Origin of the sequence: Pseudomonas sp. 9.1(2019), from assembly GCF_009910445.1 — a bacterium.
In the GTDB taxonomy this organism is placed as follows: Bacteria; Pseudomonadota; Gammaproteobacteria; order Pseudomonadales; family Pseudomonadaceae; genus Aquipseudomonas; species Aquipseudomonas paraversuta.
On record NZ_VBWF01000010.1, the window covers coordinates 815,585 to 839,856 of the forward strand.

Genomic DNA, 24,272 nt, shown 5'->3' on the forward strand with positions numbered 1-24,272 from the left:
CATGAATAACGAACACCAGCACCACGCGGCAAAAGCCCCGATTGTCACCAGCCTGCAGGTGATTCCGGTGGCCGGGCATGACAGCATGCTGCTCAACCTCAGCGGTGCCCACGGCCCTTTCTTCACCCGCAACATCGTGATTCTCAAGGACAGCAGCGGCAATACCGGGGTCGGCGAAGTGCCGGGCGGCGAACGTATCCGCGAAACCCTGGAAGATGCCCGCAGCCTGGTGGTAGGCCAACCGATCGGTAACTACCAGAGCATTCTCAATGCCATGCGCACCACCTTTGCCGCCCGCGACTCGGCCGGCCGGGGCCTGCAAACCTTTGACCTGCGCATCACCATCCATGCGGTAACGGCAATGGAAGCCGCCCTGCTCGACCTGCTGGGCCAGTTTCTGCAAGTACCGGTCGCAGCCCTGCTCGGTGAAGGCCAGCAGCGCGACGCGGTAAAGATGCTCGGCTACCTGTTCTACATTGGTGACCGCCAGCAGACCGATCTGGCCTATCGCAGTGAAGCCGATGCCGATGACTGGTTCCGCCTGCGTCATGAACAGGCAATGACCCCGCAAACCATCGTCCGCCTGGCCGAAGCGGCCCAGGCCAAATACGGTTTCAACGACTTCAAGCTCAAAGGCGGGGTATTGCGCGGCGCGGAAGAGATCGAAGCCGTCACCGCCCTGGCCGAACGCTTCCCCGATGCACGCATTACCCTTGACCCCAATGGCGCCTGGTCACTCAAGGAAGCCATCGGCCTGTGCCGCGATCAACACCATGTGCTGGCCTACGCCGAAGACCCCTGCGGCGCCGAAAACGGTTACTCGGGGCGCGAGGTGATGGCGGAGTTCAGACGCGCCACCGGCCTGCCTACCGCCACCAACATGATCGCCACCGACTGGCGCGAAATGGGCCATGCGATCCAGTCCCAGGCGGTCGATATCCCGCTGGCCGATCCGCACTTCTGGACCATGCAGGGTTCGGTGCGGGTCGCCCAGATGTGCCACGAGTGGGGCCTGACCTGGGGCTCGCACTCCAACAATCACTTTGATATTTCCCTGGCCATGTTCACCCAGGTGGCGGCCGCCGCACCGGGCGAAATCACTGCCATCGATACCCACTGGATCTGGCAGGACGGTCAGCGCCTGACCCGCGAACCGCTGCAAATTGTCGAGGGTCACATCAAGGTTCCAGCCAGACCCGGTCTGGGCGTGGACATCGACATGGACGCAGTGGCCAAAGCCCACGAACTGTATAAAGGCATGGGCCTTGGTGCACGGGACGACAGCGTCGCCATGCAGTACATTGTTCCGGGCTGGAAATACGACAACAAAAAACCCTGTCTTGTGCGCTGAGTTCCATAGCGCGTCTAAAGCCTATCTAGCGAGGATTGAACCGATGTCTACCGTAACAGGCCAAAACTTTATCGGCGGCAGCCGTAGCGCTGCCGGCACAGTCACCCTTGAAAGCCTCGATGCCAGCACCGGCGTTGCCCTGCCCTTTCGCTTTCATCAGGCCACGCCCGAGGAAGTAGACCGCGCCGCCAATGCCGCCGATCAGGCCTTTATCGAATTCCGCCAGCTCAGCCCTGAACGCCGCGCCGAATTTCTCGATGCCATTGCTGACGAAATCGACCAGTTGGGCGACGACTTTGTGGCGCTGGTCTGCCGTGAAACCGCACTGCCCGCCGGGCGTATCCAGGGCGAACGCGGTCGTACCAGCGGGCAGATGCGCCTGTTCGCCAAAGTGCTGCGTCGCGGCGACTTTTTAGGCGCCCGTATCGACCTGGCCATGCCCGACCGCAAACCGCTGCCACGGGTGGACTTGCGTCAATACCGCATCGGCGTTGGTCCGGTGGCAGTGTTTGGCGCCAGTAACTTCCCGCTGGCCTTTTCCACTGCCGGTGGCGACACTGCCGCTGCTTTTGCTGCTGGCTGCCCGGTGGTGTTCAAGGCCCACAGCGGTCACATGGCAACGGCTGACCAGGTCGGTTGCGCAATCATTCGCGCCGCGGAAAAAACCGGCATGCCCAAGGGCGTGTTCAACATGATCTTCGGCGCCGGCGTCGGCGAGCCGCTGATCAAACACCCGGCCATTCAGGCAGTGGGCTTTACCGGGTCGCTGCACGGTGGCAATGCGCTGAGCAAAATGGCTGCCGAGCGCGAGCAACCGATTCCGGTATTCGCCGAGATGTCGAGCATCAACCCGGTGATCCTGCTGCCCCAGGCCCTGGCCGCACGGGGTGGCAAGGTGGCAGGGGAACTGGCCGCATCCGTGACCATGGGCGGTGGCCAGTTCTGCACCAACCCCGGGCTGGTGATCGGTCTGCGCTCCCCCGAGCTGTCGGCGTTCGTCGAACAACTCACGCAACAGATGGCCGAACAGGCGCCACACACCCTGCTCAATGCGGGCGGTCTGCGCAACTACGCCAAGGGCGTCGAGCACCTGCTCAGCCATAAAGGCATCACTCACCTGGCCGGCCACAGCCAGTCCGGCGCACAGGCCCAGCCACAGCTGTTCAAGGCCGATGTCAGCCTGCTGCTGAACAAGGATCCTTTGCTGCAGGAAGAAGTGTTCGGTCCGGCGACGATCATCATCGAAGTGGAAAATGACGCCCAGCTCAAAGCAGCGCTGCTGGCCCTGCGCGGGCAACTGACCGCCACCCTGATTGGCGAACCGGCCGACCTTGAGCACTACCAGTGGCTGATGCCGATTCTTGAGCAAAAAGTAGGGCGCATCCTGGTCAATGGCTACCCGACCGGGGTCGAAGTCTGTGATGCCATGGTTCACGGCGGCCCTTACCCGGCCACCTCGGATGCACGCGGCACCTCGGTTGGCTCACTGGCCATCGACCGGTTCTTGCGTCCGGTGTGCTACCAGAACTATCCCGACGCCTTGCTGCCGGCAGCGTTGCAAAATCGCAACCCGCTGGGCCTGCAACGTCTGGTTAACGGCGAGTGGAGTTCGAAAGCGATTGCTTAAGGCTTTATGACTGGACGACGGCGCCTGCAACGGGCGCCGTTTTTGTTTCTGCGCTTGTAGAAATTGGATCCGATATCAAATTTCAGGCAAAAAAAAGCCCAAGTAGCTGATGGAAACTTGGGGCTTAAAAATGCATAAACCGTGGTAGGTGAACGCAGGGCGATCTTACCCCAGTGTCACAATAAGTAACAAGTTATTTTGCACAATTTATTTCAAAGCAATACTGACCTAAGTCATTAAATAGTCACATGTTTTCCAACCCGGACTGATTCTGGATGGCCACCATTTGCGGGTTTTTCGTTTTATTTCAAGGGTCTAGCTTGCCAATATCGACTTTATGAGCTTATGGCCAATATGCCATTACTGCTGCCCTGGTGAAAACTGCAGCAGCGAGCCTGCTCGCCGCAGCAGAGTGTCAGAACCCGATGCATCGACTGACCCACCGCCATCGCTGGCAAGCCAGCCCCCATTGGATACAGGCTCCTGCAGGATTGGGCTGTCAGCCCGGGAAATTGGCGCGCAGCGCTGTCAGGCCGACCTGGTAGACACCCGTGAACAGTTCCTGTGCCTCGCCCTCAGTGACACCGACCGCCGTGAAATGACCGGACCATCTCACTCGCGCGCCGTCACCCAGGGCTTCAACGCTCAAGGTCGCCAGATAGTCCTTCACCGGAAAAGGGGACTCGGTCAGGGAGTAGCTGTAGGTTTTAGCGGCGTTATCGAAGGTTTGCAGACGCTCGACAATCACCGTGCCATCCTCGGTGCGCAGGTTGCGCAAGCGCCCGCCTTCACTGAGTTCGCTTCGGGTGACGATCGGCAACCAGTCGGGCAGGCTATTGAAGCCACCGATCAATTGCCAGACCTGGTCGGCCGAAGCCGGGATGTCGATTACCGCTGATGCCGTTGCCATGTGATCTGTGTCTCCGGGTAACTGAAAAAGAAATGAAGCGCCATGCTGTCGACCCTACCACCGCAGCCCCGCAAGACCACGATTACATTGACAAGATCAAACTCGATACTGACCGATCTGCAGTCAAAACCCGAATAAGACTTTAGCCGCCTGCCCCTGCAGCGACTGCAGCAATGGCGCCGGGCATTGCAGGGCCTGCAACTGCTCAATCACCCGGGCATAGTCAATAGTGTGTTCATGCTGGGTATGCGGCCAGTCACTGCCCCACACCAATCGGTCCGGGCCAAAGCTCTGCACCAGCAAGGGCAATGCCGCCCGGGCAAACTCGAGGTTTTGCCGCTCGCTGCCACCCAGACGATAGATGCCAGAGACTTTCACCCATACCCGACCGCTGCGCCCCAGTTCGAGCATTTGCGCAAAACCGGGTTGACCCAGACCCAGACGTGCGTCCGGGCGGCCAAAATGATCAATCACCACTTTGACCCCGGACGCCAGTAGCTGGCGTGCAAGGTCCGGCAGGTCCTCGATCTGACGGTGCAACTCGACATGCCAGCCCAGCCCGGCAATGCGGCCCAGGAAGTCTTTCCAGACTGGCTCGGCCAGGTCCGGCAAGGCCTTGCCCATCAAGTTCAGGCGCACCCCGACCACGCCCTGGCGGGCCATGTCGTGCAGCACCCCGGGCTTGACCCCGGGTTCCAGCACCACCACCCCGCGCAGTTGCCCGGGCGCCTGTTCCAACGCTGCCAGCAGGTAGCTGTTATCGGTGCCCAGAAAGCTGGGCTGCACCAGCACGCCGTGACTCAGACCGTGGTCGCCCAGGTATTTCAAGTACTGCGCCAGGGTCGCGTCATAGTCCGGGGTATAACGCCGGGCCGCGCTCAGGCTCAGCTCGCGACTGAATACATGGGCATGGCTATCGATGCCGGTCAGGGTTGTGGAACGGGGATCAGACATGGAGTTCATCTACAAAAGTAAGCGGCTTCAGGCACGGGCGCCCTCTTTGCCAAGGGTGTCGTCCGGGATCACGGACGTGGATTTTTCAAGGCTGCGGCCACGGGTTTCCGGCAAGCAAAGGGCGGCGAGAACGGCCACGCCATAGGCGATGCCGGCGTCGATGCCAATCGCCGAGCCCAGGGACATGGACTCGCTCATATGCCCGACCAGGAACGGGAACACCGCCGACAGCACCCGGCCAAAGTTGTAGCAAAAACCCACACCGGCACCGCGCACGTCCGCCGGGTACAGTTCGTTAAACAGGGCCCCAAGGCTTGCGGGAATACCGGCGGCAAAGAAGCCCAGCGGGAAGCCGAGAAACAGCATCTGGGTATTGCTCAGCGGCAGGAACACGTAGCACTGCACCGTGACCACACAGCACAACGCGAACAGCACAATGTTCTTGCGACGCCCGATACGGTCGATCAACAAACCGCTGACCACGCAGCCGCACCAGAAGGCAAAGATAATCACCGCCAGATAACCGCCGGAGTTGAGTACCGACAGGTTGCGCTCGGTTTTAAGGAAGGTCGGCAGCCAGGTCATGACCGCGTGGTAACCACCGTGGGCGCCCAGCCCCAGCAGCCCCCCGAACAGGGTTACGCGGATCAGTTCCGGGCGGAAGATGCCCGCCAGGGATTTGAAGAAGCTTTGGGGGATGACACGTTCCTTTTGCATGCGCTGGAAGCTGTCGGGCTCCTCGACATTGCGCCGCACCCAGATGATCAGGAACGAAGGCAGCAACCCGACCACGAACATCACGCGCCAGGCCATGTCCTGCGGTACCAGCGAATAGATCAGGGCGAACACCCCGACCGCCAGACCCCAACCGACCGCCCAGGCGCTTTGCACGGTGCCCATGACCTTGCCGCGATATTTCGGGTTGATGGTCTCGGCCATCAGTACTGCGCCGGCCGCCCATTCGCCACCGATGCCAAACCCCTGCAGCGCCTTGACGATCAATAGTTGATGGAAGCCGGTGACGAAGGCTGACAGAAAGGTGAAGAACGAGAACCAGAGAATCATCCACTGCAGCGTGCGCACCCGACCATAGCGGTCAGACAGCGTGCCGCCGACCCAGCCACCGATCGCCGACGTCACCAGGGTGACAGCGCTGATCAATCCTGCATCGCCCTTGGTCAAGGCGAAGGCGGCAATCAGCGCCGGAATCGCCAGACCGAACATTTGTACTTCCAGCGCGTCGAGGGACCATCCGCCGAAGCAGGCCCAAAACGTTTTTCGCTCCCGGGGAGTGACCTGTCGATACCAACTGAACATGATTCTTATCCTTATGGGTGGAACCTGAGGCAGCCGAACGCGAACCGCGCCGCTATCGGGCCAGTCATGACAAACACAACGATGAACCCCCTGCCGGCCAACGGGCCCACAGGGGTGGGGGGTTAACGGATATCCACGCTGTAACGGAAATGCTCGGCATGCCCGCGCGAGCGTCGCCACTCCAGCGGCGTACCGGCGTAATCCCGGGCCAGCCGCTCGATCACCACCACCGGGCTGTTGACCTCGACCTGCAGCAGCCGGGCATGCACTTCATTGACCGATTCGGCGGTCAGGGTTTCTTCGGCATAGGCCACAACCTGGCCGCACATCTCTTCGTAGATGGGATACAGCAACGGCCCCTGCTCACTCAGATCGATCTTGAGCAGCGGTTCGAAACGGCTGCGGGGCAGCCAGATTTCTTCGGCAAGCAGCGGCTGAACTTCCAGCAGGCGAATACGCACAATCCTGATCACTGCTGCATCGACAGCCAGCCCCAGCGCCTGGGCCACTGCCGAGGGCGCAGCCACGGGCTCGACGCTGAGGATGCGACTTTGCGGCACCAGGCGTTCGCCGGAGGCAGTCTGAAAGCGGAAAAACCGGAACAGCGAAGATTGAAACTGGGGACGGCGGACAAAGGTACCGCGACCCTGTTGGCGTTCCAGGACGCCATCACTGACCAGCATGTCTATGGCTTTGCGCACGGTGCCGGTGGACAGGTGATATTGCGCAGACAGCGCAGCCTCGGTAGGAATCGCCTCCCCCGGGCGCCAGCGGTTCCTGGCGATCTGCTCAGCCAGATGGTCACGCAGGCGTTGGTAATGCGGCAGGCGGGTATCACTGGAAAGAGCATTCATAGACTTTATGCGCCAAGTTATATAGTCATATATATGAATATTGGCGACGAGTATTTCCTCATCGCCAATGACTGTCAATATGGATCGGAATATTCACCCTGGTAATCCGTAGTCGCTGCCCGGTTACTGGAACACCGGACGCAGGAAGCTGCGCTCGTAACTGACAATGCAGCGGTTGTCCTCTGCCAGCTTGAACGCCGCGATACACTCGGGGTCGGTTTTAGAGCGCTCGCGGTAGTCTTCATAGGCTGCAAGGGAGGGGAACGAAAACATGGCCAGCGCTATGTTGTTGGCGCCTTCCGATGGCAGGAAGTAGCCGTGGTGGATGCCACCGAATTTCTCTACCAGCGGGATCCACAACCGCCCGTACGCTTCGAATTCGGCCAGTTTGTAAGGGTCAATCACATAGCGCAGATGGCAGGTAATCATGTCTTCAGTCCATGGCGTAAAAGGAGGCCGAGACTAAGCTGCGGCCTCCTCTGAGGTCAATATGCCATCACTGCGCCCCACCCGCCTTCCCCTGCAGGAGCGAGCCTTTGCAACCTGACAACAAAGAGCTTGCGAGCACGCTCGCTCCTACAGGGGGCGGTATGCGTCAAACAGCGTGCAGGCGGTCATCCTCGGCATAAATCGCCGTGTGCATACCACCCTCCGCATCCCGCCAGGCGCGGTACATGCCGGGGGTGTTGAAGCTCAGAACGGTCTCGCCCGAAGGGGATACCGCCACTACGCCGCCGCTGCCTCCCAGTTCCTTGAGCTCGCCCTGCACCACCGCCTCACAGGCCTGGTCCAGGCTCGATCCCACCAGGCGGATACGCGACGCGATGTTATGGGCGACCACGGTGCGGATAAAGAATTCGCCGTGCCCGGTGGCCGAGATGGCGGCACTGCGGTCATCGGCCCAGGTACCGGAGCCGATCAGCGGCGAGTCGCCTACCCGACCGTAGCGCTTGTTGGTAATGCCACCGGTGGAGGTGGCTGCTGCCACATGCCCGTTGCAGTCCAGGGCCACAGCGCCCACGGTGCCGAATTTCTTTTCAATGCCCCCCGGCTCCAGCATCAGGGTCTCGGGTTGCTGTTGCTGGGCGGCCCACTGCCGACGGCGCAAGGGCGTGTCATACCAATCGTTGCTGACATGCTCCAGCCCCGCTTGCTCGGACAGGAACAGATCGGCGCCGGTACCGGCCAGCAACACATGTTCACTGTGCTCAAGCACCGCCCGCGCTCCGCAAATCGGGTTGCGCACATGGTGCACGCCCGCCACTGCACCTGCCTCCAGGTTGGCGCCGTTCATGATCGCGGCGTCCAGTTCATGATCGCCGCAGTGGGTAAAGACAGCGCCTTTTCCGGCATTGAACCAGGGGCACTCCTCCAGCTCGACCACGCTGGCCTGCACCGCATCCAGGCTGCTACCGCCGCGCTCCAGCACTGCAACCCCGGCCTTGAGCGCCTGCAACAACGCCTGGTGGATCGCCTGTTCGTCGTCTTCAGTCAGCATGCCGGGCATCAGTACGCCGGCGCCACCGTGCAAGGCCATGGCAATAGAAGGGGTCATTGTGCATGCACTCCGTGGTTGATGATCTGGCTCAAAAAACGCTGGGTTCGCGGGGATTCAGGGGCCGAGAAAAACCGCTCGGGCGGGGCCTCTTCAACAATTTCGCCCTGATCCATAAATACAATCCGGTCCGCGACCTTGCGCGCGAAACCCATCTCGTGGGTCACACAGATCATGGTCATGCCTTCATGGGCCAGACTGGTCATCACCTCCAGGACCTCGGCAATCATTTCCGGGTCCAGGGCCGAGGTCGGCTCATCAAACAACATGACTTTGGGCTGCATGCACAACGCCCGGGCAATCGCGATACGTTGCTGCTGGCCGCCGGACAACTGGGACGGAAACTTGTTGGCATGGTCGCGCATCTTGACCTTGTCCAACAGGCTCAGGGCGCGCTCGATGGCCTGGTCCTGGGGCACGCCAAGGTTGGAGGTTTGCGCCAGGGTGCAGTTTTTCAGCACGGTGAGATGGGGGAACAGATTGAAGTGCTGAAAGCACATGCCGACCTGACGACGAATGCGCTCCAGCCCCTTGATGCTGCCATTGAGCTCCTCCCCCAGCACCTCGACTGTGCCTTGCTGGTGTTGTTCGAGCTGGTTGATGCAGCGGATCAGGGTCGACTTGCCCGAACCCGAAGGCCCGCAAATCACCACCTTCTCCCCCGCTTCAACGTTCAGGGAAATATTTTTCAGTACGTGGGCATTACCGAACCATTTGTTCAATTGCTCGATGCGCACCATCAGGGCTGGATCGGACTTGGCTTTGCTGATCATGAGCGGCTCTGCTCCATACGTTGTTCAAGGTGTCGGGCGTAGCGCGACAGTGCAAAACAGATGACAAAGAAATAAATCGCCAGGAACACATAGATTTCGTGGCCGTACTCGACCCACTCAGGGGTGACGGCGGTGCTCATGGCAATGCCCACGATGTCCAGTACGCCGACAATCATCACCAGCGTGGTCTCTTTGAACAGGCCGATAAACTGCGTCAGCAACGGCGCAATGGATTGCTTGAGCACCTGCGGCAGGATGATCTGGCCCATGGTTTTCCAGTAGCCGAAGCCCAGTGCCTGGGCTGCTTCGTACTGGCCCCTGGGCAGATTCTGCAAGCCGCCACGCAGGGTCTCGGCCATGTAGGCTGCGGTGAACAGGATCAACACCAGCTGCACCCGCAGCAGGATGTCAAAAGCCGAACCCGGCGGCAGGAACAGTTGAATCATCAGCGACGCCATGAACAGCAGCGAGATCACCGGCACCGAACGCACCAGCTCGATGTACAGCACGCACAGCAGGCGGACCACCGGCAGTTTGGAGCGTCTGCCCAGGGCCAGCAGAATTCCCAGCGGCAAGGCGAAAATCATCCCGGCCGTGCCGAGGAACACCGTTACCAGCATCCCGGCGAACCTGGTCGAAGACACCTCCGGCAAACCGGCGCCGCCCTTGAGCAGCCACCACATCACGATGGGCAGCAACGCCAGGTAAGCCAGGAGCAGGCGACGGTCCAGGCGCTTGAAAAACAGCAGCCCGAACGCCGAACCCGCCAGCACAAATGACAGGGTCACCCGCCACTGTTCGGCCTGGGGATAGAAGCCATAGACAAACAGGTTCCAGCGCTGGGTTATCGGCAACCAGCAAGCCCCGGCAGGGTTGCAATCCCTGGCATGTTCGCCAACGAAGGTGGCATCAAAAACCAGCCAGTTGAGGGCCGCGGGCACGCACCAGCACAGCAGTGCAATCACCCCGAGGGTCAGCAAACTGTGGCCCGCGCTGGGGAACAGCTGGCTGCGGGTCCAGGTCAGCGCGCGCCGGGTCCAGGGCAGTCGTGGCGGCGCCAACGGCAGCGTCAGTGCTTGATTCATTGCAGTCATGTTCAGTGCCCCCTCTGGCCGATACGGTGGTTGTAGATGTTCATCCCCAGGGAGATCACCAGGCTGATTGCGCAGTAAGTGCCCATCACCAGGGCGATGCACTCAATGGCCTGGCCGGTCTGGTTCAGGGTGGTGCCGCCGGTGGACGACACCAGCTCCATGAAACCGATGACTACCCCCAGCGAGGAGTTCTTGACGATGTTGAGGTAGGTGTTGGTGATCTGCGGAATCATCGGGTAGATCGCTTGCGGCACGATCAGCTGGCGCATGGTTGAGCCGGACTTGAAGCCCAGTGCCCTGGCTGCTTCGTACTGGCCGCGATGAACCGACTCGATGGCGCCGCGCACGATTTCGGCGATGTAACTGGCGCTGTAGAACGACAGGGCCAGACACAGGGCGAGCATTTCCGGTACCAGGGTGATCCCGCCCTTGAAGCCGAAGCCACGCTGCACCGGCACCTCCCACTGCACCTGGGCCCCACTCAAGGCGTACACCAGCAACGGCAGCAACAGGGCCCCGGCCAACAGTGCCGGCCAGCGCCGGGAAGCAAACCCGCGCCACGGCGCACGGGCATCCTTGACTCGACAAAACCCATAGCCCAGCAAGGTACCCAGGGCCATCAAGGTCAGGCCCCAACCCACCAGGCTGCCTTGCTCGAGCCAAGGCAGGGTGAGGCCGTTGTTGTTCAAAAACACCACGCCGGCCAGTGAAGCCGAGTGTTTGACCCCGGGCAACGCCAGGACCAGCCCGTACCACCACACCAGATGCACCACCAGCGGCACATTGCGCAGAAACTCGACGCAGGTGCCGCTCAGACGCTTGATCAGCCAGTTGTCCGAGACCCTGGCCAGGCCCAGTGCGCCACCCAGCAGGGTCGCCAGCACAATGCTCAGCACCGACACCAGCAAGGTGTTGAGCAGGCCCACCAGATAAGCCCGGGCGTAGGTCGCGTCCGGGGTGTAGTCAATCAGCGAGAAACTGATGTCGTAACCGGCACGCTGAGATAAAAAACCGAATCCCGAGGCGATATTCAGGTGTTTTAGGTTCAACGCGGCGTTACTGGCGAGCAAATAAAAGACTGCCGCAACCAGGGCCAGTACCAGCCCCTGCTGCAACACACTGGACAGACGCAGATTGGGCGAACGATGGGTCGACATAAGCGTAATTCCCTTAACGAATCGGCGGTGCATACATCAAGCCATGGTCTTTCCAGCTGCGGTTCAACCCGCGGGGAATGTTCAGGGCTGTCTGCTGGCCGAGGTTACGGTCGTAGATCTGCGCGTAATTGCCCACTTGCTTGAGGGCGCGGTATGCCCAGTCATTGTCCAGGCCAAAGGATTGACCGATGGTGCCTTCAGTCCCCAGCAAACGGGCGATATCGGTTGATGCCGTTTTACTGGTGCGTAACTGGTCGACGTTGTCCGAGGTCACGCCCAGCTCTTCACCGGTCATCAGCGCGTAGGCGGTCCAGGTCACGATGTTGCGCCAGGTGGTGTCACCCTGGGCGACGAAAGCGCCCAGAGGCTCCTTGGAGATCACTTCGGGCAGCAGCGCGTAGTCCTGGGGGTTGTTCATCAGCGCCAGGCGTGCGGCCAGGCCCGAGGAGTCGTTGGAGATGGCATTGCAGCGCCCGCGCTGGAAGGCCGCGTACAGCTCGGGGCTTTTCTCGATGACCACGGTTTTATAGGTCAGGCCACGGCGGCCGAAATAGTCCTCCAGGTTCTGCTCGGAGGTGGTGCCCGGTGACAGGCAAAAGGTTGCGCCGTCCAGATCGGTGAGTTTTTCGATGCCGTCGGCGGCGTGGGTCATAAAGCCCTGGCCGTCATAAAACCAGACGGTGGTGAAATCCACCCCCAGGTTGGCTATCCGCTCGGCCGTCCAGGACGCGGCGCGGGACAGAATGTCGATTTCCCCGGACGCCAGGGCGGTAAAGCGGTTTTTGGCGGTGGTGGTCAGGTACTCGACCTTGTCCGCATCGCCCAGCACCGCGGCAGCCACTGCCCGGCAGAGATCCACGTCCATGCCGGTCCAGCGCCCCTTGTCATCGATCAGGGAAAAGCCCGGTTTGTCGCCGGCTACCCCACAGCGCACAGAGCCATGGGCTTTGACTTTATCCAGCACACCTGCCTGGGCGGTTTGGACACAGGTGGCGAGCAGTGCCAGTACGGGCGCTCCAAGTAAAAGCCTCACCCTATTCAATTTGTGCATATCATTGCCCCTTTAAAAAATCTTCTTGTTATGCCTGACAACCACAGTTCAACGGCAGGTGGCGTGTTATGGGCACAATAAAGACAGAGCCACGGGCCGGATAGCGACTCTTGATCCACAATGCTGGACGCCCTATCGAATATTGGAATAACTCTATGAATATCGACTGGTATGAAGACTTTCTCGCCCTGGCCGATACCGGCAAGTTCACCGCGGCTGCCAGCATGCGTGGCTCGTCGCAATCGGCGTTGAGCCGGCGCATTCAGTTACTTGAAGGCCACCTGGGCGCGACCCTGGTGGACCGCGACCGCAACCCGGTGCGCCTGACGGCTGCCGGCGAAGCCCTGCTGCCGAATGCCGTGGAGCTGGTGCGCATGGCCCGGGACTGCGAGCAGAGCGTAAGAGTGCTGAACCGGCCGCTGACATTCGCCTCGTTGCACACCCTGGCCTGCAACTTTTTCCCGGGCTGGATCAGCCGGCTCAACAGCCCTGAGGCGCCCCTGTTTACCCGGATCGATACCGGTTATCGCAGCACCGATGATTACTACATGGCGCTGATGTCGGGACGTTGCGATTTCATCCTGTTCTACCGCGACGCCAAGACTGCGCCCTACTCCCGTCAGAGCGAGTTCGAGGTCAAGTCCCTGGGCCATGACGAACTGTACTGGGTCGCCACCCCGGCCCTGGCCGCGCACTGTGCGCAGACCGATGCGCCGATCCCGCTGTTGAGTTACTCGCGCAGTGCGCAGCTGCATGAACTGTCGCGCACCCAGATCAACCGCCATCCACAACCACAGCGCCTGCTGCAGGTGTTCGAAGCGACCGTATCCGAAGCCCTGAAACCCATGGTCGCCAGCGGCCAGGGCGTGGCGTGCATGCCCCACAGCATGGTCGCGCCCCTGATCGAGCGCCAGGAACTGGTGCGCTTGTATCCGGACATGGAATCGGACCATCTGGAAGTGATTCTGGTGCGCTGGCGGGATAACCGTAATCCCCAGGCCGATGCGTTTTGGCAGAGGTTGTAGCCAGGTCTACCGGCGCCACAGCCTTCAATATGGGCCCGGCAAAAAGCTCGCGAGACAAGCTCGCTCCTACATGGGGCTGGAACGGGCAGGGTTTATCATCACATCGCTGGCTGAGCAGGTACGACTTTAGATAAGCTCTGCGTCCCCCATCAGCAACCAGCGGTAAGCGCATGTTTGAAGTCACCGAGGTCCCCATCGCCCAACTGCGCGCCGCGCTCGAGTCCGGACAGGTAACGGCGGTTGAGCTGGTGCAGGCTTATCTTGCCCGCATCGATGCCTATGACACGCCCGATACAGCCACTGCCCTCAATGCCGTGGTGGTGCGCAACCCTGAGGCGCTGGCCGAAGCGCAGGCCAGCGATGCACGGCGGGCCAAGGGCCAGACCCTGGGACCTCTGGACGGCATCCCCTACACCGCCAAGGACAGCTATCTGGTGAAAGGGCTGACCGCAGCGTCGGGCAGCCCCGCCTTCAAGGACCTGGTGGCCCATCGCGATGCGTTTACCATCGAACGCCTGCGTGGCGCCGGGGCCATTTGCCTGGGCAAGACCAATATGCCGCCCATGGCCAACGGTGGCATGCAGCGCGGGGTATATGGCCGTGCCGAGAGCCCGTATAACGCCGACTACCTCACCGCGCCCTTTGCCTCGGGTTCATCCAACGGTGCAGGCACGGCAACCGCAGCCAGTTTTTCGGCCTTTGGTCTGGCGGAAGAAACCTGGTCCAGCGGACGAGGCCCGGCCTCGAACAATGGTTTGTGCGCCTATACCCCATCGCGCGGGGTGATTTCGGTGCGCGGCAACTGGCCGCTGACCCCGACCATGGACGTGGTGGTGCCGTTTGCCAGAACCATGGCCGACCTGCTTGAAGTACTGGACGTGGTCGTGGCCGAAGACCCGGACACCCGTGGTGATCTGTGGCGCCTGCAGCCCTGGGTACCGATCCCGGCAGTGGCCTCGGTGCGCCCTGCCTCTTACGCAGAGCTCAATGCCGGCGCTGACGCACTGGCAGGCAAGCGCTTTGGCATACCGCGCATGTACATCAATGCCGACCCCGAAGCGGGCACGGCCGAAGCACCGGGTATTGGCGGCCCGACCGGCCAGCGGATCATTACCCGGGCCTCGGTGATCGAGCTCTGGCAAGCCGCGCGTCAGGCCATTGAAGCCCGGGGTGGTGAAGTGATCGAAGTCGACTTCCCGCTGGTATCCAATTGCGAGGGTGACCGCCCCGGAGCACCCACCGTGTTTACCCGCGGTCTGGTGTCCAAAGAGTTTTTGCATGATGAGTTGTGGGAGCTGTCGGCCTGGGCGTTTGACGACTTCCTGCGGGCCAATGGTGATCCGAAACTTGGCTGTCTGGCAGACGTTGACGGTGCACTGATCTTCCCCCACGACCCGGGAACCTTGCCCAATCGCGAAGATGAACTGGCGGCGGGCATGGATGAATATGTGCGCATGGCCGAGCGCGGCATTACCCCGTGGGACCGGATCAGTACCGTGCCGGATGGCCTGCGCGGCCTGGAGCAGACCCGCAGGATTGACCTGGAGGACTGGATGGATGGTCTGGGTCTGGATGCAGTGCTGTTCCCGACGGTTGCCGATGTAGGGCCGGCGGATGCGGATGTGAATCCGGTATCTGCGGATATTGCGTGGAGCAATGGGGTTTGGGTTGCCAACGGTAACCTAGCGATCCGGCATCTGGGTGTGCCGACGGTGACGGTGCCTATGGGTGTGATGGCGGATATTGGCATGCCGGTGGGGCTGACCTTTGCCGGTCGGGCCTATGATGATTCGGCGTTGTTGCGGTTTGCTGCGGCGTTTGAAGCCACCGGCAGCAAACGCCTGATCCCGCCGCGGACGCCGCCATTGGCATAAGTTTTGGTTTTGGTTTTGGCTTTTAAAGGCGATGTCCCTGCCGCCACTCGATAGTCGAAACGACGCGGATGCCCATCACAGAAGGCCGAACGCAGGGGCTGTTTTGGGGGTGGCGAGGCAGGACGCCGAGCCAGCCGTGCCGGGCCATGGATGGCCCGTCACGGCGTGCCCCCACAACAGCGCCGGAGTGAGGGTACCGGGCGAGCCTAGGCGAGCTCGGCCGTATGGTAGGGCGCAGACCTTTTGGGTACTTTTGGGGCGTTTGCCAAAAGTGCCTCGCCGTAAGGGCGAAACCGGTAAATCGCCGTTGCGCATTGAACGGATATGTACCTAGTTCAAGCAGCTGGAATACCGCGTACATATCCGTTTGATGTATCACGGCTCTCTACGGGTTCCGCCCTTACGGCGGCTCACTTTTGTCAAACAGCCACAAAAGTAAGCAAAAAGGCCTTGCCCCAGCGTACGGCCTTCGCTGCGCTCAGGTTCCCTCGCTCCGGTCCCGCTCCGTGGCCACGCCGTGACGGGCCATCCATGGCCCAACACGGCTCTCCCGGCATCCATGCCGGGAGGACCACTACGCAGAACCTCCTCTCGGCCTCCCGAAGGGGCCAGTAGATCAAGATCAAAAACAAATCAAAAGCAGATCAAAAGCAGATCAAAAGCAGATCAAAAGCAGATCAAAAACGCCCCTGAAGGCGCTGTTTTGCTTTTTGCTTTTTGCTTTTTGCTTTTTGCTTTTTGCTTTTTGCTTTTAAAGACGATGCCTCTGCCGCAACTCGATAGTCGAAACGACGCAGACGCCCATCACAGGAGGCCGAACGCAGGTGCTGTTGTGGGGGTGGCGAGGCAGGACGCCGAGCCAGCCGTGCCGGGCCATGGATGGCCCGTCACGGCGTGCCCCCACAACAGCGCCGGAGTGAGGGTACCGGGCGAGCCTAGGCGAGCACGGCCGTATGGTAGGGCACAGACCTTTTGGGTACTTTTGGGGCGTTTGCCAAAAGTACCTCGCCGTAAGGGCGAAACCGGTAAATCGCCGTTGCGCATTGAACGGATATGTACCTAGTTCAAGCATCTGGAATACCGCGTACATATCCGTTTGATGTATCACGGCACCCCAAAGACGCCAGCAACACCCCTTAGCGGGTTTGCGCAACTATCTGCGATGCCGCAAGCATCGCCTTGAGCAACACCGCACATCCCGCCGCCAGATCCCCGGGATCGGCATTCTCGATCTCGTTGTGACTGATCCCCCCCTCACAGGGCACAAAAATCATCCCCGCCGGACCCAGCTCGGCCAGGAAGATCGCGTCATGCCCTGCCCCGCTGACGATGTCCATGTTGGATAACCCCAACTCATTGGCCGCGTCGCGCACCGCATCCACACAATCCGGGTTGAAGTACAACGGCGGGAAGTCCGCAGTCGGGGTCAGTTCAAAACTCAGGCCATGCTGCTTGCAGGTGGCTTCGATCACTCCACGCACTTGCTCGATCATCGAGTCCAGTCGCTCCGGCAACAGGTGACGGAAATCCAGAGTCATGCGCACTTCGCCCGGGATTACGTTGCGTGACCCCGGATAGGCTTGCAGGCAACCCACGGTGCCACAGGCATGGGGCTGATGGCTCAAGGCGGCCTGGTTGACCGCGGCCACCACGGCCGCAGCGCCGACCAGGGCGTCTTTGCGCAGGTGCATGGGCGTCGGCCCCGCGTGGGCTTCTACGCCGCGCAGGTTGAGGTCGAACCATTTTTGCCCCAGAGCGCCAAGCACCACGCCTATGGTTTTGCGTTCGTCTTCAAGGATCGGCCCTTGCTCGATATGGGCTTCGAAGTAAGCACCCACCGGGTGGCCACTGACTTTGCGGCTGCCAGCATAACCAATGGCATTCAGGGCCTCGGCAACCGTTACACCCTGGGCGTCGGTCTTGGCCAGGGTTTCTTCAAGGGTGAATTTTTCCGCAAATACCCCGGAGCCCATCATGCACGGCGCAAACCGCGAGCCTTCTTCATTGGTCCACACCACCACTTCCAGCGGGGCTTGTGTCTCGATGTTGAGGTCATTGAGCGTGCGCAGTACTTCGACACCCGCCAGCACTCCGTAGCAACCGTCAAACTTGCCGCCGGTGGGCTGGGTATCGATATGGCTGCCGGTCATTACTGGCGGCAAGTCCGGGTTGAGCCCGGGACGACGGGCGAAAATATTGCCCACCGCGTCGACACTGACCGTGCAGCCCGCTTCTTCACACCAGCGTACGAAGATGTCCCGGGCCTGACGGTCGAGGTCGGTCAGGGCCAGGCGACAGACCCCGCCTTTGACTGTGGCTCCCAGTTGCGCCAGCTCCATCAGCGAGGCCCAGAGGCGCTCTCCATTGATGGACTGCGGGCGTTGCTGCTGAAGGTCTTGTACAGCGTTCATGGCGTTTTCCTCAGGCAGTTCTTATAAGAATTGATGGGGGGGAATTTCAAATTGCACCTTTGATCACGGTCACCTGCGGGCGGCTCAGGCGGCACAATCCGTAGTAAATCGCAGCCCCCAGTAACGACCCGGTAAACCAGCCGTAATCGTAAAACCAGCTGAAGGCGCTGCTGCCCAGTGACAACAGGGTCAGCGCAACCGGCACGCCGAAGGCAATGAAACCGTTCCAGTTCCAGGCCGGGTACACACCATCGAGGTAGAGCCCCTCAAGGTCGAGTTTTTGCTGACGGATGATGAAATAGTCCACCACCATGATCCCGGCAATCGGCCCCAGCAGGCTGGAATAGCCCAGCAGCCAGTTGGAGTACACGGTTTCAAGGCTCACGTCAGAGACCAGCAGGCCGAGTTTTTTCAGCAGTTCATGGGCCATCAAGGCCAGTCCCACCAGACCGGTCAACATCACGGCCTTGGTGCGGTTGATCAGTTTTGGCGCGATGTTCTGGAAGTCGTTGGTGGGCGAGACAATGTTGGCGGCCGTGTTGGTGGACAGCGTGGCGATGATGATCAGGGCCATGGCCAGGGCCACCCAGCCAGGACTCTGGATGTGGCCAATGAGGCTCACCGGATCGGACACCGTGACGCCCACCAGTTTTTCCGAGGCAGCGGTCAGCACTACCCCCAGCGCGGCGAACAGAAACATGGTCAGGGGCAAACCGAATATCTGGCCCAGAATCTGGTCTTTCTGGCTTTTGGCGTAGCGGCTGAAGTCCGGGATATTCAGGGACAGGGTCGCCCAGAAACCGACCATGGCGGTCAGGCCGGCAAAGAAGTATCCGTACACGCTGGCACCCTCGGGGCGCTTGGGCGGCTGGGCCAGCAACTCGGTCATTGACACGTTTGGTAACGCCCAAACCAGCAAGCCGATACCGACCAGTACCAGCAGCGGGGCCGACAGGGTTTCAAGCCATTTGATCGACTCGGCACCGCGTAATACCACCCACAGATTGAGGGCCCAGAACACCATGAAGCCGATCACTTCTCCGGTGCCGCCGAGGCTTTTCCAGCCTTCAAATACCGACCCCAGGAACAGATGAATGGCCAGGCCGCCGAACAGGGTTTGAATGCCGAACCAGCCGCAGGCCACCAGGGCGCGGATCAGGCACGGAACGTTGGAGCCAAGGATGCCGAACGAGGATCGCAGCAATACCGGAAAGGGAATGCCGTACTTGGTGCCCGCAAATGCATTGAGGGTCAACGGAATCAGGACCACGATATTGGCCAGAAAAATCGCCAGCAGCGCCTCGCCCACACTGAGCCCGAAGTAGGCGGTCAATACGCCGCCCAGGGTGTAGGTCGGCACACAGATGGACATGCCGATCCACAGCGCCGTGATGTGCCATTTGTTCCAGGTGCGCTCGTGAACTTTGGTGGGCGCCATGTCGTGGTTATATCGGGGACTGTCGAGAACGTCAGTCCCGGCCTCCAGTTCGAACAACCCGTTACGTTCGGTGACTTGTGATCTGCTTGGCTGCATGCTCGTTCACTCTCTTGTTTTGGTGTTCTGGTAACAGGCGCTGCGCAATAACACAGTGCGACTCACTTGCCTGGTCCGGTGAATCCGGTTCTGGCAGCGACAATCAAGAACTGTGCCGTGTTAGTTGCCTCCCCCTGTCTATCGGCTTTCGGTACTTGCAACTGGCTGGTTTAAAAGGTTTTAACCATCAAGGCAAATGACACTCATTCCCGTTAAAGCCCCCTCTTTTAACTCGCTCCTCTTTTTTCATATAACAAAACGAAACAACTCGGTGCACGCTTATTTATTTTCCGCTTTAAGCCCCCGTTCGCTCAGGGCCTCAAGCGCCTGATTTAGCATAAGAAACTTCGCCTATATTTGAATCCTGTCAAGTGCGTCAAAATGGTGATGCCGTGCACTATTTTGGTGATTTAAATTAAAAACCTATATAAATCAGTTAGTTATATAAATATAAGTGCTTTAAAAATAAAGTTTGATCATTTAGCAACAACACTCTAGATTTCATTCCTGACACCAGTGACAGGAACCGATCCTGTACAACGGTCGTAATAACAACACTTAGAACCGGTTATAGCCGGTCTGCCTGCGAGGAACTCGGTATGTCACTGTTAATCCGTGGCGCTACGCTTGTGACCCATGATGAAAGTTATTGTGCTGATGTTTATTGCGCTGACGGTCTAGTCCGCGCAATTGGAACTGATCTTGATGTTCCGGCCGGCTGCGAAGTGCTCGATGGCAGCGGTCAATATTTACTTCCCGGCGGTATCGATCCGCACACCCACATGCAATTACCCTTTATGGGAACTGTGTCCAGCGAAGACTTTTTCAGTGGTACTGCTGCCGGTCTGGCCGGTGGCACAACTTCAATTATCGACTTTGTGATTCCCAACCCTCAGCAGTCCTTGCTGGAGGCCTTTCATCAATGGCGCGGCTGGGCTGAAAAATCGGCTTCGGATTACGGCTTCCACGTGGCGATTACCTGGTGGAGCGAGCAGGTGCGCGAAGAAATGGCCGAGCTGGTCAGCCACCACGGGATCAACAGCTTCAAACATTTCATGGCTTACAAAAACGCGATCATGGCCACCGACGACACCCTGGTCGCCAGCTTCGAGCGCTGCCTGGAACTGGGTGCTGTGCCCACCGTGCATGCCGAAAACGGCGAGCTGGTGTATCACTTGCAACGCAAGCTCATGGCCCAGGGCATGACCGGGCCCGAGGCCCATCCGCTGTCGCGCCCCTCCCAGGTGGAGGGCGAAGCAGCCAGCCGGGCGATCCGCATCGCGCAGACCATCGGTACGCCGCTGTACATGGTGCATGTCTCGACCCGTGAAGCGCTGGATGAAATCACCTACGCCCGCAGTCAGGGCCAGCCGGTGTATGGCGAAGTATTGGCTGGCCATTTGCTGCTGGATGAAAGCGTGTACCAGAACCCCGACTGGCAGACCGCGGCCGGCTACGTGATGAGCCCGCCCTTCCGTCCTCGCGGGCATCAGGAGGCGCTTTGGCATGGCTTGCAGTCCGGCAATCTGCACACCACGGCCACCGATCACTGTTGCTTCTGCGCCGAGCAAAAAGCCGCCGGGCGTGATGATTTCAGCCTGATTCCCAACGGCACGGCCGGCATCGAAGACCGCATGGCGGTGCTCTGGGATGAAGGCGTGAACACCGGGCGCCTTTCCATGCAGGAGTTCGTCGCACTGACCTCCACCAACACCGCGAAGATTTTCAATCTGTACCCGCGCAAAGGCACGATCCGGGTCGGCGCCGACGCCGATCTGGTGCTGTGGGACCCCCAGGGCACGCGCACCATTTCCGCCAAAACCCACCATCAAAAAGTCGACTTCAACATCTTTGAAGGCAAGACCGTGCGCGGTGTCCCCAGCCATACCATCAGCCAGGGCCGCCTGGTATGGGCCAATGGCGATCTGCGGGCGGTGCGCGGCGCCGGTCGCTATATCGAACGTGCGGCCTACCCCGCGGTGTTCGACCTGCTGAAAAAACGCGCGGAGCAGCACATGCCCGTTGCCGTAAAGCGCTGACTATAAAAACCACTGCCCGACAGAGGCAGACGATCCCCACAACCGTGAGGCAACCAACGTGATCAAGTCCCTGAACCATTTGCCGCATTCCCACCAGGATGCGGTGGCGCTGGCCAGTCATTTCACTGATCTGGCACCGCCCCTGAACGCCCGACAGGCCGTACTGGAAAGCTCGCGCTGCCTGTATTGCTATGACGCCCCGTGTGTCAATGCGTGCCCCAGCGATATCGATATCCCGTCGTTCATTCGCAATATCCAGCAGGAGAATGTCCAGGGCGCCGCGCACAAGATCCTCTCGGCCAACATCCTGGGCGGCAGTTGCGCCCGGGTCTGTCCGACCGAGGTGCTGTGCCAGCAGGCCTGCGTGCGTAATAACGACCAGGAATGCGCCCCGGTCTTGATTGGCTTGCTCCAGCGGTATGCGGTGGACAATGCGCAGTTCAGCGAATACCCGTTCACCCGGGCAGCGCCCACCGGCAAGCGTATCGCCGTAGTCGGGGCGGGCCCCGCCGGCCTGGCCTGTGCCCATCGCCTGGCCCTGCTCGGGCATGAAGTGGTGATCTTCGAAGCCAGCGAGAAAGCCGGCGGCCTCAATGAATACGGAATCGCCAAATACAAGTTGGTGGACGACTTTGCCCAGCGCGAGGTGGATTTCGTGCTGCAAATCGGTGGCATCGAGGTGCGCCATGGCCAGCGACTGGGCAGCAATCTCAGTCTGAGCGAGCTGCATCTGCAGTTCGATTCGGTGTTTCTGGCCATCGGCCTGGCAGCCAGTCGCCAGTTGGGCCTGCCCGACGAAGACGCGCCCGGCCTGCTGGCCGCCACCGACTACATCCGTGAACTGCGCCAGAGCGACGACCTGACGCAACTGCCCCTGGCCGATCGCTGCATCGTGCTGGGCGCGGGCAATACGGCCATCGATATGGCGGTGCAAATGGCCCGTCTTGGTGCTCGCGAGGTCAATCTGGTGTACCGCCGAGGCCTTGAGGACATGGGCGCCACCGGGCACGAGCAAGACATTGCCAAGGCCAATCAGGTGCGGCTGATGACCTGGGCCCAGCCACAGGAATTGCTGCTGGATGAACAAGGCCGCGTGCGCGGCATGCGCTTTGCCCGTACCCGCCTTGAAGGCGGGCGCCCGGTGAGCACCGGTGAAAGCTTTGAGCTGGCGGCAGATGCGGTGTTCAAGGCCATCGGCCAGACGTTCGATGAAAGCGCGCTGAACGATCCGCTGGCCCAGGCGTTGAAGCGTGCGGGTGACCGGATTGAGGTGGATGAGCAACTGCGCACCAGCGTACCCGGGGTCTATGCCGGGGGCGATTGCACCTCCCTGGGCCAGGATCTGACCGTACAGGCGGTACAACACGGCAAGCTGGCCGCAGAAGCCATTCATGCCCATCTCATGCTTAACCAGGAGGCAGCGTAAATGGCCGATCTCTCGATTGTTTTCGCCGGTATCAAGGCACCCAACCCGTTCTGGCTGGCCTCTGCGCCCCCCACCGACAAAGCCTATAACGTGGTCCGCGCCTATGAAGCGGGCTGGGGCGGCGTGGTCTGGAAAACCCTGGGTGAAGACCCGGCGGCGGTCAACGTGTCGTCCCGCTATTCAGCCCACTTCGGGCCTAACCGCGAAGTCATGGGCATCAACAATATCGAGTTGATTACCGATCGCTCTCTGGAGATCAATCTACGGGAAATTACCCAGGTCAAAAAAGACTGGCCGGACCGGGCGTTGATCGTGTCATTGATGGTGCCGTGCGAGGAGCAGGCGTGGAAATACATCCTGCCGCTGGTTGAGGCCACCGGCGCCGATGGTATCGAGCTGAATTTCGGCTGCCCCCACGGCATGCCTGAACGGGGAATGGGGGCGGCGGTGGGCCAGGTGCCCGAGTACGTGGAGATGGTGACCCGCTGGTGCAAGACCTATTGCTCGCTGCCGGTGATCGTCAAGCTGACGCCCAACATCACCGATGTGCGACTCAGCGCCCGGGCCGCCCACCGCGGCGGTGCGGATGCAGTGTCGTTGATCAATACCATCAACTCCATCACCAGTGTCGACCTGGAGCGCATGGTGGCGCTGCCAATGGTCGGCAGCCAGAGCACCCACGGCGGCTATTGCGGCTCGGCGGTCAAGCCGATAGCCCTGAATATGGTGGCCGAAATTGCCCGCGATCCACAAACCCGGGGCTTGCCGATCTGCGGCATTGGCGGCATCGGCAGCTGGCGTGATGCGGCAGAATTCATCGCCCTGGGCTGTGGCGCGGTGCAGGTGTGTACCGCAGCGATGCTCCACGGGTTCCGGATTGTGGACGAGATGAAGGATGGCTTGTCGCGCTGGATGGACAGCCAGGGCTACACCAGCCTGGAGGATTTCTCCGGGCGCGCTGTGGGCAACACCACCGACTGGAAGTACCTGGATATCAATTACCAGGTGATCGCCAAAATCGACCAGGATGCCTGTATCGGTTGCGGGCGCTGCCACATTGCCTGTGAAGACACGTCGCACCAGGCCATTTCCAGCGTCAAGCTGGCCGACGGTACCCGTCGTTATGAGGTTATCGAGGACGAGTGCGTGGGTTGCAATCTGTGTCAGATCACCTGCCCGGTGGAGTCATGTATCGAGATGGTGCCACACGACAATGGCTTGCCGTTCCTGGACTGGAACCATGATCCGCGCAATCCGTATCACGTGGCGTCCTGAAGCACGGGGCCAGCGGATAACCCCGTCGCGAGCAAGCTCGCTCCT

Annotated in this window: 19 protein-coding genes; 7 read left to right on the plus strand and 12 right to left on the minus strand. The window is 60.5% G+C overall.

Annotated features, from left to right (window positions below):
• Position 1: 1 nt before the first annotated feature.
• Both gudD and FEZ21_RS16880 read left to right on the plus strand, forming a co-directional pair.
• Positions 2–1,351: a glucarate dehydratase gene (gene gudD / locus FEZ21_RS16875; RefSeq protein WP_003444981.1), complete on the plus strand. Its 1,350-nt coding sequence runs from the start codon at positions 2–4 to the stop codon at positions 1,349–1,351.
• 43 nt (positions 1,352–1,394) lie between these two features.
• Positions 1,395–2,978, plus strand: a complete 1,584-nt coding sequence (locus FEZ21_RS16880; RefSeq protein ID WP_160627910.1) for an aldehyde dehydrogenase (NADP(+)) — start codon at positions 1,395–1,397, stop codon at positions 2,976–2,978.
• A gap of 499 nt (positions 2,979–3,477) precedes the next feature.
• Here the strand turns inward: FEZ21_RS16880 and FEZ21_RS16885 are convergent, their stop codons facing one another.
• From FEZ21_RS16885 to FEZ21_RS16930, 10 genes are all read right to left on the minus strand, one after another.
• Positions 3,478–3,888 (minus strand): SRPBCC family protein, encoded by a 411-nt coding sequence (locus tag FEZ21_RS16885; protein WP_003444990.1) that lies wholly within the window; start codon positions 3,886–3,888, stop codon positions 3,478–3,480.
• Between the two features lie 123 nt (positions 3,889–4,011).
• Complete coding sequence (locus FEZ21_RS16890; RefSeq protein ID WP_160627912.1) at positions 4,012–4,842, minus strand: amidohydrolase; 831 nt, start codon at positions 4,840–4,842, stop codon at positions 4,012–4,014.
• A 27-nt stretch (positions 4,843–4,869) separates the two neighbouring features.
• A complete protein-coding gene (locus FEZ21_RS16895) occupies positions 4,870–6,159 on the minus strand; it encodes an MFS transporter (protein ID WP_003444993.1) in 1,290 nt (429 codons plus the stop codon).
• 122 nt (positions 6,160–6,281) lie between these two features.
• A complete protein-coding gene (locus FEZ21_RS16900) occupies positions 6,282–7,013 on the minus strand; it encodes a GntR family transcriptional regulator (RefSeq protein WP_003444995.1) in 732 nt (243 codons plus the stop codon).
• A 123-nt stretch (positions 7,014–7,136) separates the two neighbouring features.
• Positions 7,137–7,442, minus strand: a complete 306-nt coding sequence (locus tag FEZ21_RS16905) for an NIPSNAP family protein (RefSeq protein ID WP_010657209.1) — start codon at positions 7,440–7,442, stop codon at positions 7,137–7,139.
• A gap of 166 nt (positions 7,443–7,608) precedes the next feature.
• The gene (locus tag FEZ21_RS16910) at positions 7,609–8,568 is read right to left on the minus strand and encodes an isoaspartyl peptidase/L-asparaginase family protein (protein WP_160627914.1); all 960 of its coding nucleotides are present in this window, start codon (positions 8,566–8,568) and stop codon (positions 7,609–7,611) included.
• Entirely contained in the window at positions 8,565–9,341 is a 777-nt protein-coding gene (locus FEZ21_RS16915; protein WP_160627916.1) for an amino acid ABC transporter ATP-binding protein, read from the minus strand. Before FEZ21_RS16915 ends, FEZ21_RS16910 begins: the two co-directional genes overlap by 4 nt.
• Positions 9,338–10,435, minus strand: a complete 1,098-nt coding sequence (locus tag FEZ21_RS16920; protein ID WP_003445003.1) for an amino acid ABC transporter permease — start codon at positions 10,433–10,435, stop codon at positions 9,338–9,340. The genes FEZ21_RS16915 and FEZ21_RS16920 overlap by 4 nt, the downstream gene beginning before the upstream one ends.
• A gap of 2 nt (positions 10,436–10,437) precedes the next feature.
• Positions 10,438–11,592 (minus strand): amino acid ABC transporter permease, encoded by a 1,155-nt coding sequence (locus FEZ21_RS16925; protein WP_003445004.1) that lies wholly within the window; start codon positions 11,590–11,592, stop codon positions 10,438–10,440.
• Between the two features lie 13 nt (positions 11,593–11,605).
• Entirely contained in the window at positions 11,606–12,643 is a 1,038-nt protein-coding gene (locus FEZ21_RS16930; protein ID WP_160627918.1) for an amino acid ABC transporter substrate-binding protein, read from the minus strand.
• A 155-nt stretch (positions 12,644–12,798) separates the two neighbouring features.
• Between FEZ21_RS16930 and FEZ21_RS16935 the strand changes: the two genes are divergently transcribed.
• Together FEZ21_RS16935 and FEZ21_RS16940 are read left to right on the plus strand one after the other, a co-directional pair.
• The gene (locus FEZ21_RS16935; protein ID WP_127196386.1) at positions 12,799–13,668 is read left to right on the plus strand and encodes a LysR family transcriptional regulator; all 870 of its coding nucleotides are present in this window, start codon (positions 12,799–12,801) and stop codon (positions 13,666–13,668) included.
• Between the two features lie 170 nt (positions 13,669–13,838).
• Entirely contained in the window at positions 13,839–15,542 is a 1,704-nt protein-coding gene (locus tag FEZ21_RS16940) for an amidase (protein WP_160627920.1), read from the plus strand.
• A gap of 1,136 nt (positions 15,543–16,678) precedes the next feature.
• Here FEZ21_RS16940 and FEZ21_RS16945 read toward each other — a convergent pair.
• Together FEZ21_RS16945 and FEZ21_RS16950 are read right to left on the minus strand one after the other, a co-directional pair.
• A complete protein-coding gene (locus tag FEZ21_RS16945) occupies positions 16,679–17,953 on the minus strand; it encodes a Zn-dependent hydrolase (RefSeq protein ID WP_003442402.1) in 1,275 nt (424 codons plus the stop codon).
• Positions 17,954–17,999: 46 nt separating this feature from the next.
• On the minus strand, positions 18,000–19,487 hold the full coding sequence (locus FEZ21_RS16950; protein WP_160627922.1) for an NCS1 family nucleobase:cation symporter-1: 1,488 nt from the start codon (positions 19,485–19,487) through the stop codon (positions 18,000–18,002).
• Positions 19,488–20,086: 599 nt separating this feature from the next.
• On the opposite strand from FEZ21_RS16950, the gene hydA reads away from it, so the two are divergent.
• The 3 genes from hydA to preA are packed head-to-tail and all read left to right on the plus strand — an operon-like array spanning position 20,087 to position 24,227.
• Positions 20,087–21,526 (plus strand): dihydropyrimidinase, encoded by a 1,440-nt coding sequence (hydA, locus tag FEZ21_RS16955; protein ID WP_003442398.1) that lies wholly within the window; start codon positions 20,087–20,089, stop codon positions 21,524–21,526.
• A 58-nt stretch (positions 21,527–21,584) separates the two neighbouring features.
• On the plus strand, positions 21,585–22,952 hold the full coding sequence (locus tag FEZ21_RS16960) for an NAD(P)-dependent oxidoreductase (protein ID WP_003442396.1): 1,368 nt from the start codon (positions 21,585–21,587) through the stop codon (positions 22,950–22,952).
• Complete coding sequence (gene preA, locus FEZ21_RS16965) at positions 22,953–24,227, plus strand: NAD-dependent dihydropyrimidine dehydrogenase subunit PreA (protein WP_003442393.1); 1,275 nt, start codon at positions 22,953–22,955, stop codon at positions 24,225–24,227.
• Positions 24,228–24,272: the final 45 nt, after the last annotated feature.

What these genes read in the sequence shown, in the direction of transcription:
- gudD (WP_003444981.1), top strand. Translation starts at nt 2, where the DNA reads ATGAATAACGAACACCAGCACCACGCGGCAAAAGCCCCGATTGTCACC.
- FEZ21_RS16880 (WP_160627910.1), top strand. Translation starts at nt 1,395, where the DNA reads ATGTCTACCGTAACAGGCCAAAACTTTATCGGCGGCAGCCGTAGCGCT.
- FEZ21_RS16885 (WP_003444990.1), bottom strand. Translation starts at nt 3,888, where the DNA reads ATGGCAACGGCATCAGCGGTAATCGACATCCCGGCTTCGGCCGACCAG.
- FEZ21_RS16890 (WP_160627912.1), bottom strand. Translation starts at nt 4,842, where the DNA reads ATGTCTGATCCCCGTTCCACAACCCTGACCGGCATCGATAGCCATGCC.
- FEZ21_RS16895 (WP_003444993.1), bottom strand. Translation starts at nt 6,159, where the DNA reads ATGTTCAGTTGGTATCGACAGGTCACTCCCCGGGAGCGAAAAACGTTT.
- FEZ21_RS16900 (WP_003444995.1), bottom strand. Translation starts at nt 7,013, where the DNA reads ATGAATGCTCTTTCCAGTGATACCCGCCTGCCGCATTACCAACGCCTG.
- FEZ21_RS16905 (WP_010657209.1), bottom strand. Translation starts at nt 7,442, where the DNA reads ATGATTACCTGCCATCTGCGCTATGTGATTGACCCTTACAAACTGGCC.
- FEZ21_RS16910 (WP_160627914.1), bottom strand. Translation starts at nt 8,568, where the DNA reads ATGACCCCTTCTATTGCCATGGCCTTGCACGGTGGCGCCGGCGTACTG.
- FEZ21_RS16915 (WP_160627916.1), bottom strand. Translation starts at nt 9,341, where the DNA reads ATGATCAGCAAAGCCAAGTCCGATCCAGCCCTGATGGTGCGCATCGAG.
- FEZ21_RS16920 (WP_003445003.1), bottom strand. Translation starts at nt 10,435, where the DNA reads ATGACTGCAATGAATCAAGCACTGACGCTGCCGTTGGCGCCGCCACGA.
- FEZ21_RS16925 (WP_003445004.1), bottom strand. Translation starts at nt 11,592, where the DNA reads ATGTCGACCCATCGTTCGCCCAATCTGCGTCTGTCCAGTGTGTTGCAG.
- FEZ21_RS16930 (WP_160627918.1), bottom strand. Translation starts at nt 12,643, where the DNA reads ATGCACAAATTGAATAGGGTGAGGCTTTTACTTGGAGCGCCCGTACTG.
- FEZ21_RS16935 (WP_127196386.1), top strand. Translation starts at nt 12,799, where the DNA reads ATGAATATCGACTGGTATGAAGACTTTCTCGCCCTGGCCGATACCGGC.
- FEZ21_RS16940 (WP_160627920.1), top strand. Translation starts at nt 13,839, where the DNA reads ATGTTTGAAGTCACCGAGGTCCCCATCGCCCAACTGCGCGCCGCGCTC.
- FEZ21_RS16945 (WP_003442402.1), bottom strand. Translation starts at nt 17,953, where the DNA reads ATGAACGCTGTACAAGACCTTCAGCAGCAACGCCCGCAGTCCATCAAT.
- FEZ21_RS16950 (WP_160627922.1), bottom strand. Translation starts at nt 19,487, where the DNA reads ATGCAGCCAAGCAGATCACAAGTCACCGAACGTAACGGGTTGTTCGAA.
- hydA (WP_003442398.1), top strand. Translation starts at nt 20,087, where the DNA reads ATGTCACTGTTAATCCGTGGCGCTACGCTTGTGACCCATGATGAAAGT.
- preA (WP_003442393.1), top strand. Translation starts at nt 22,953, where the DNA reads ATGGCCGATCTCTCGATTGTTTTCGCCGGTATCAAGGCACCCAACCCG.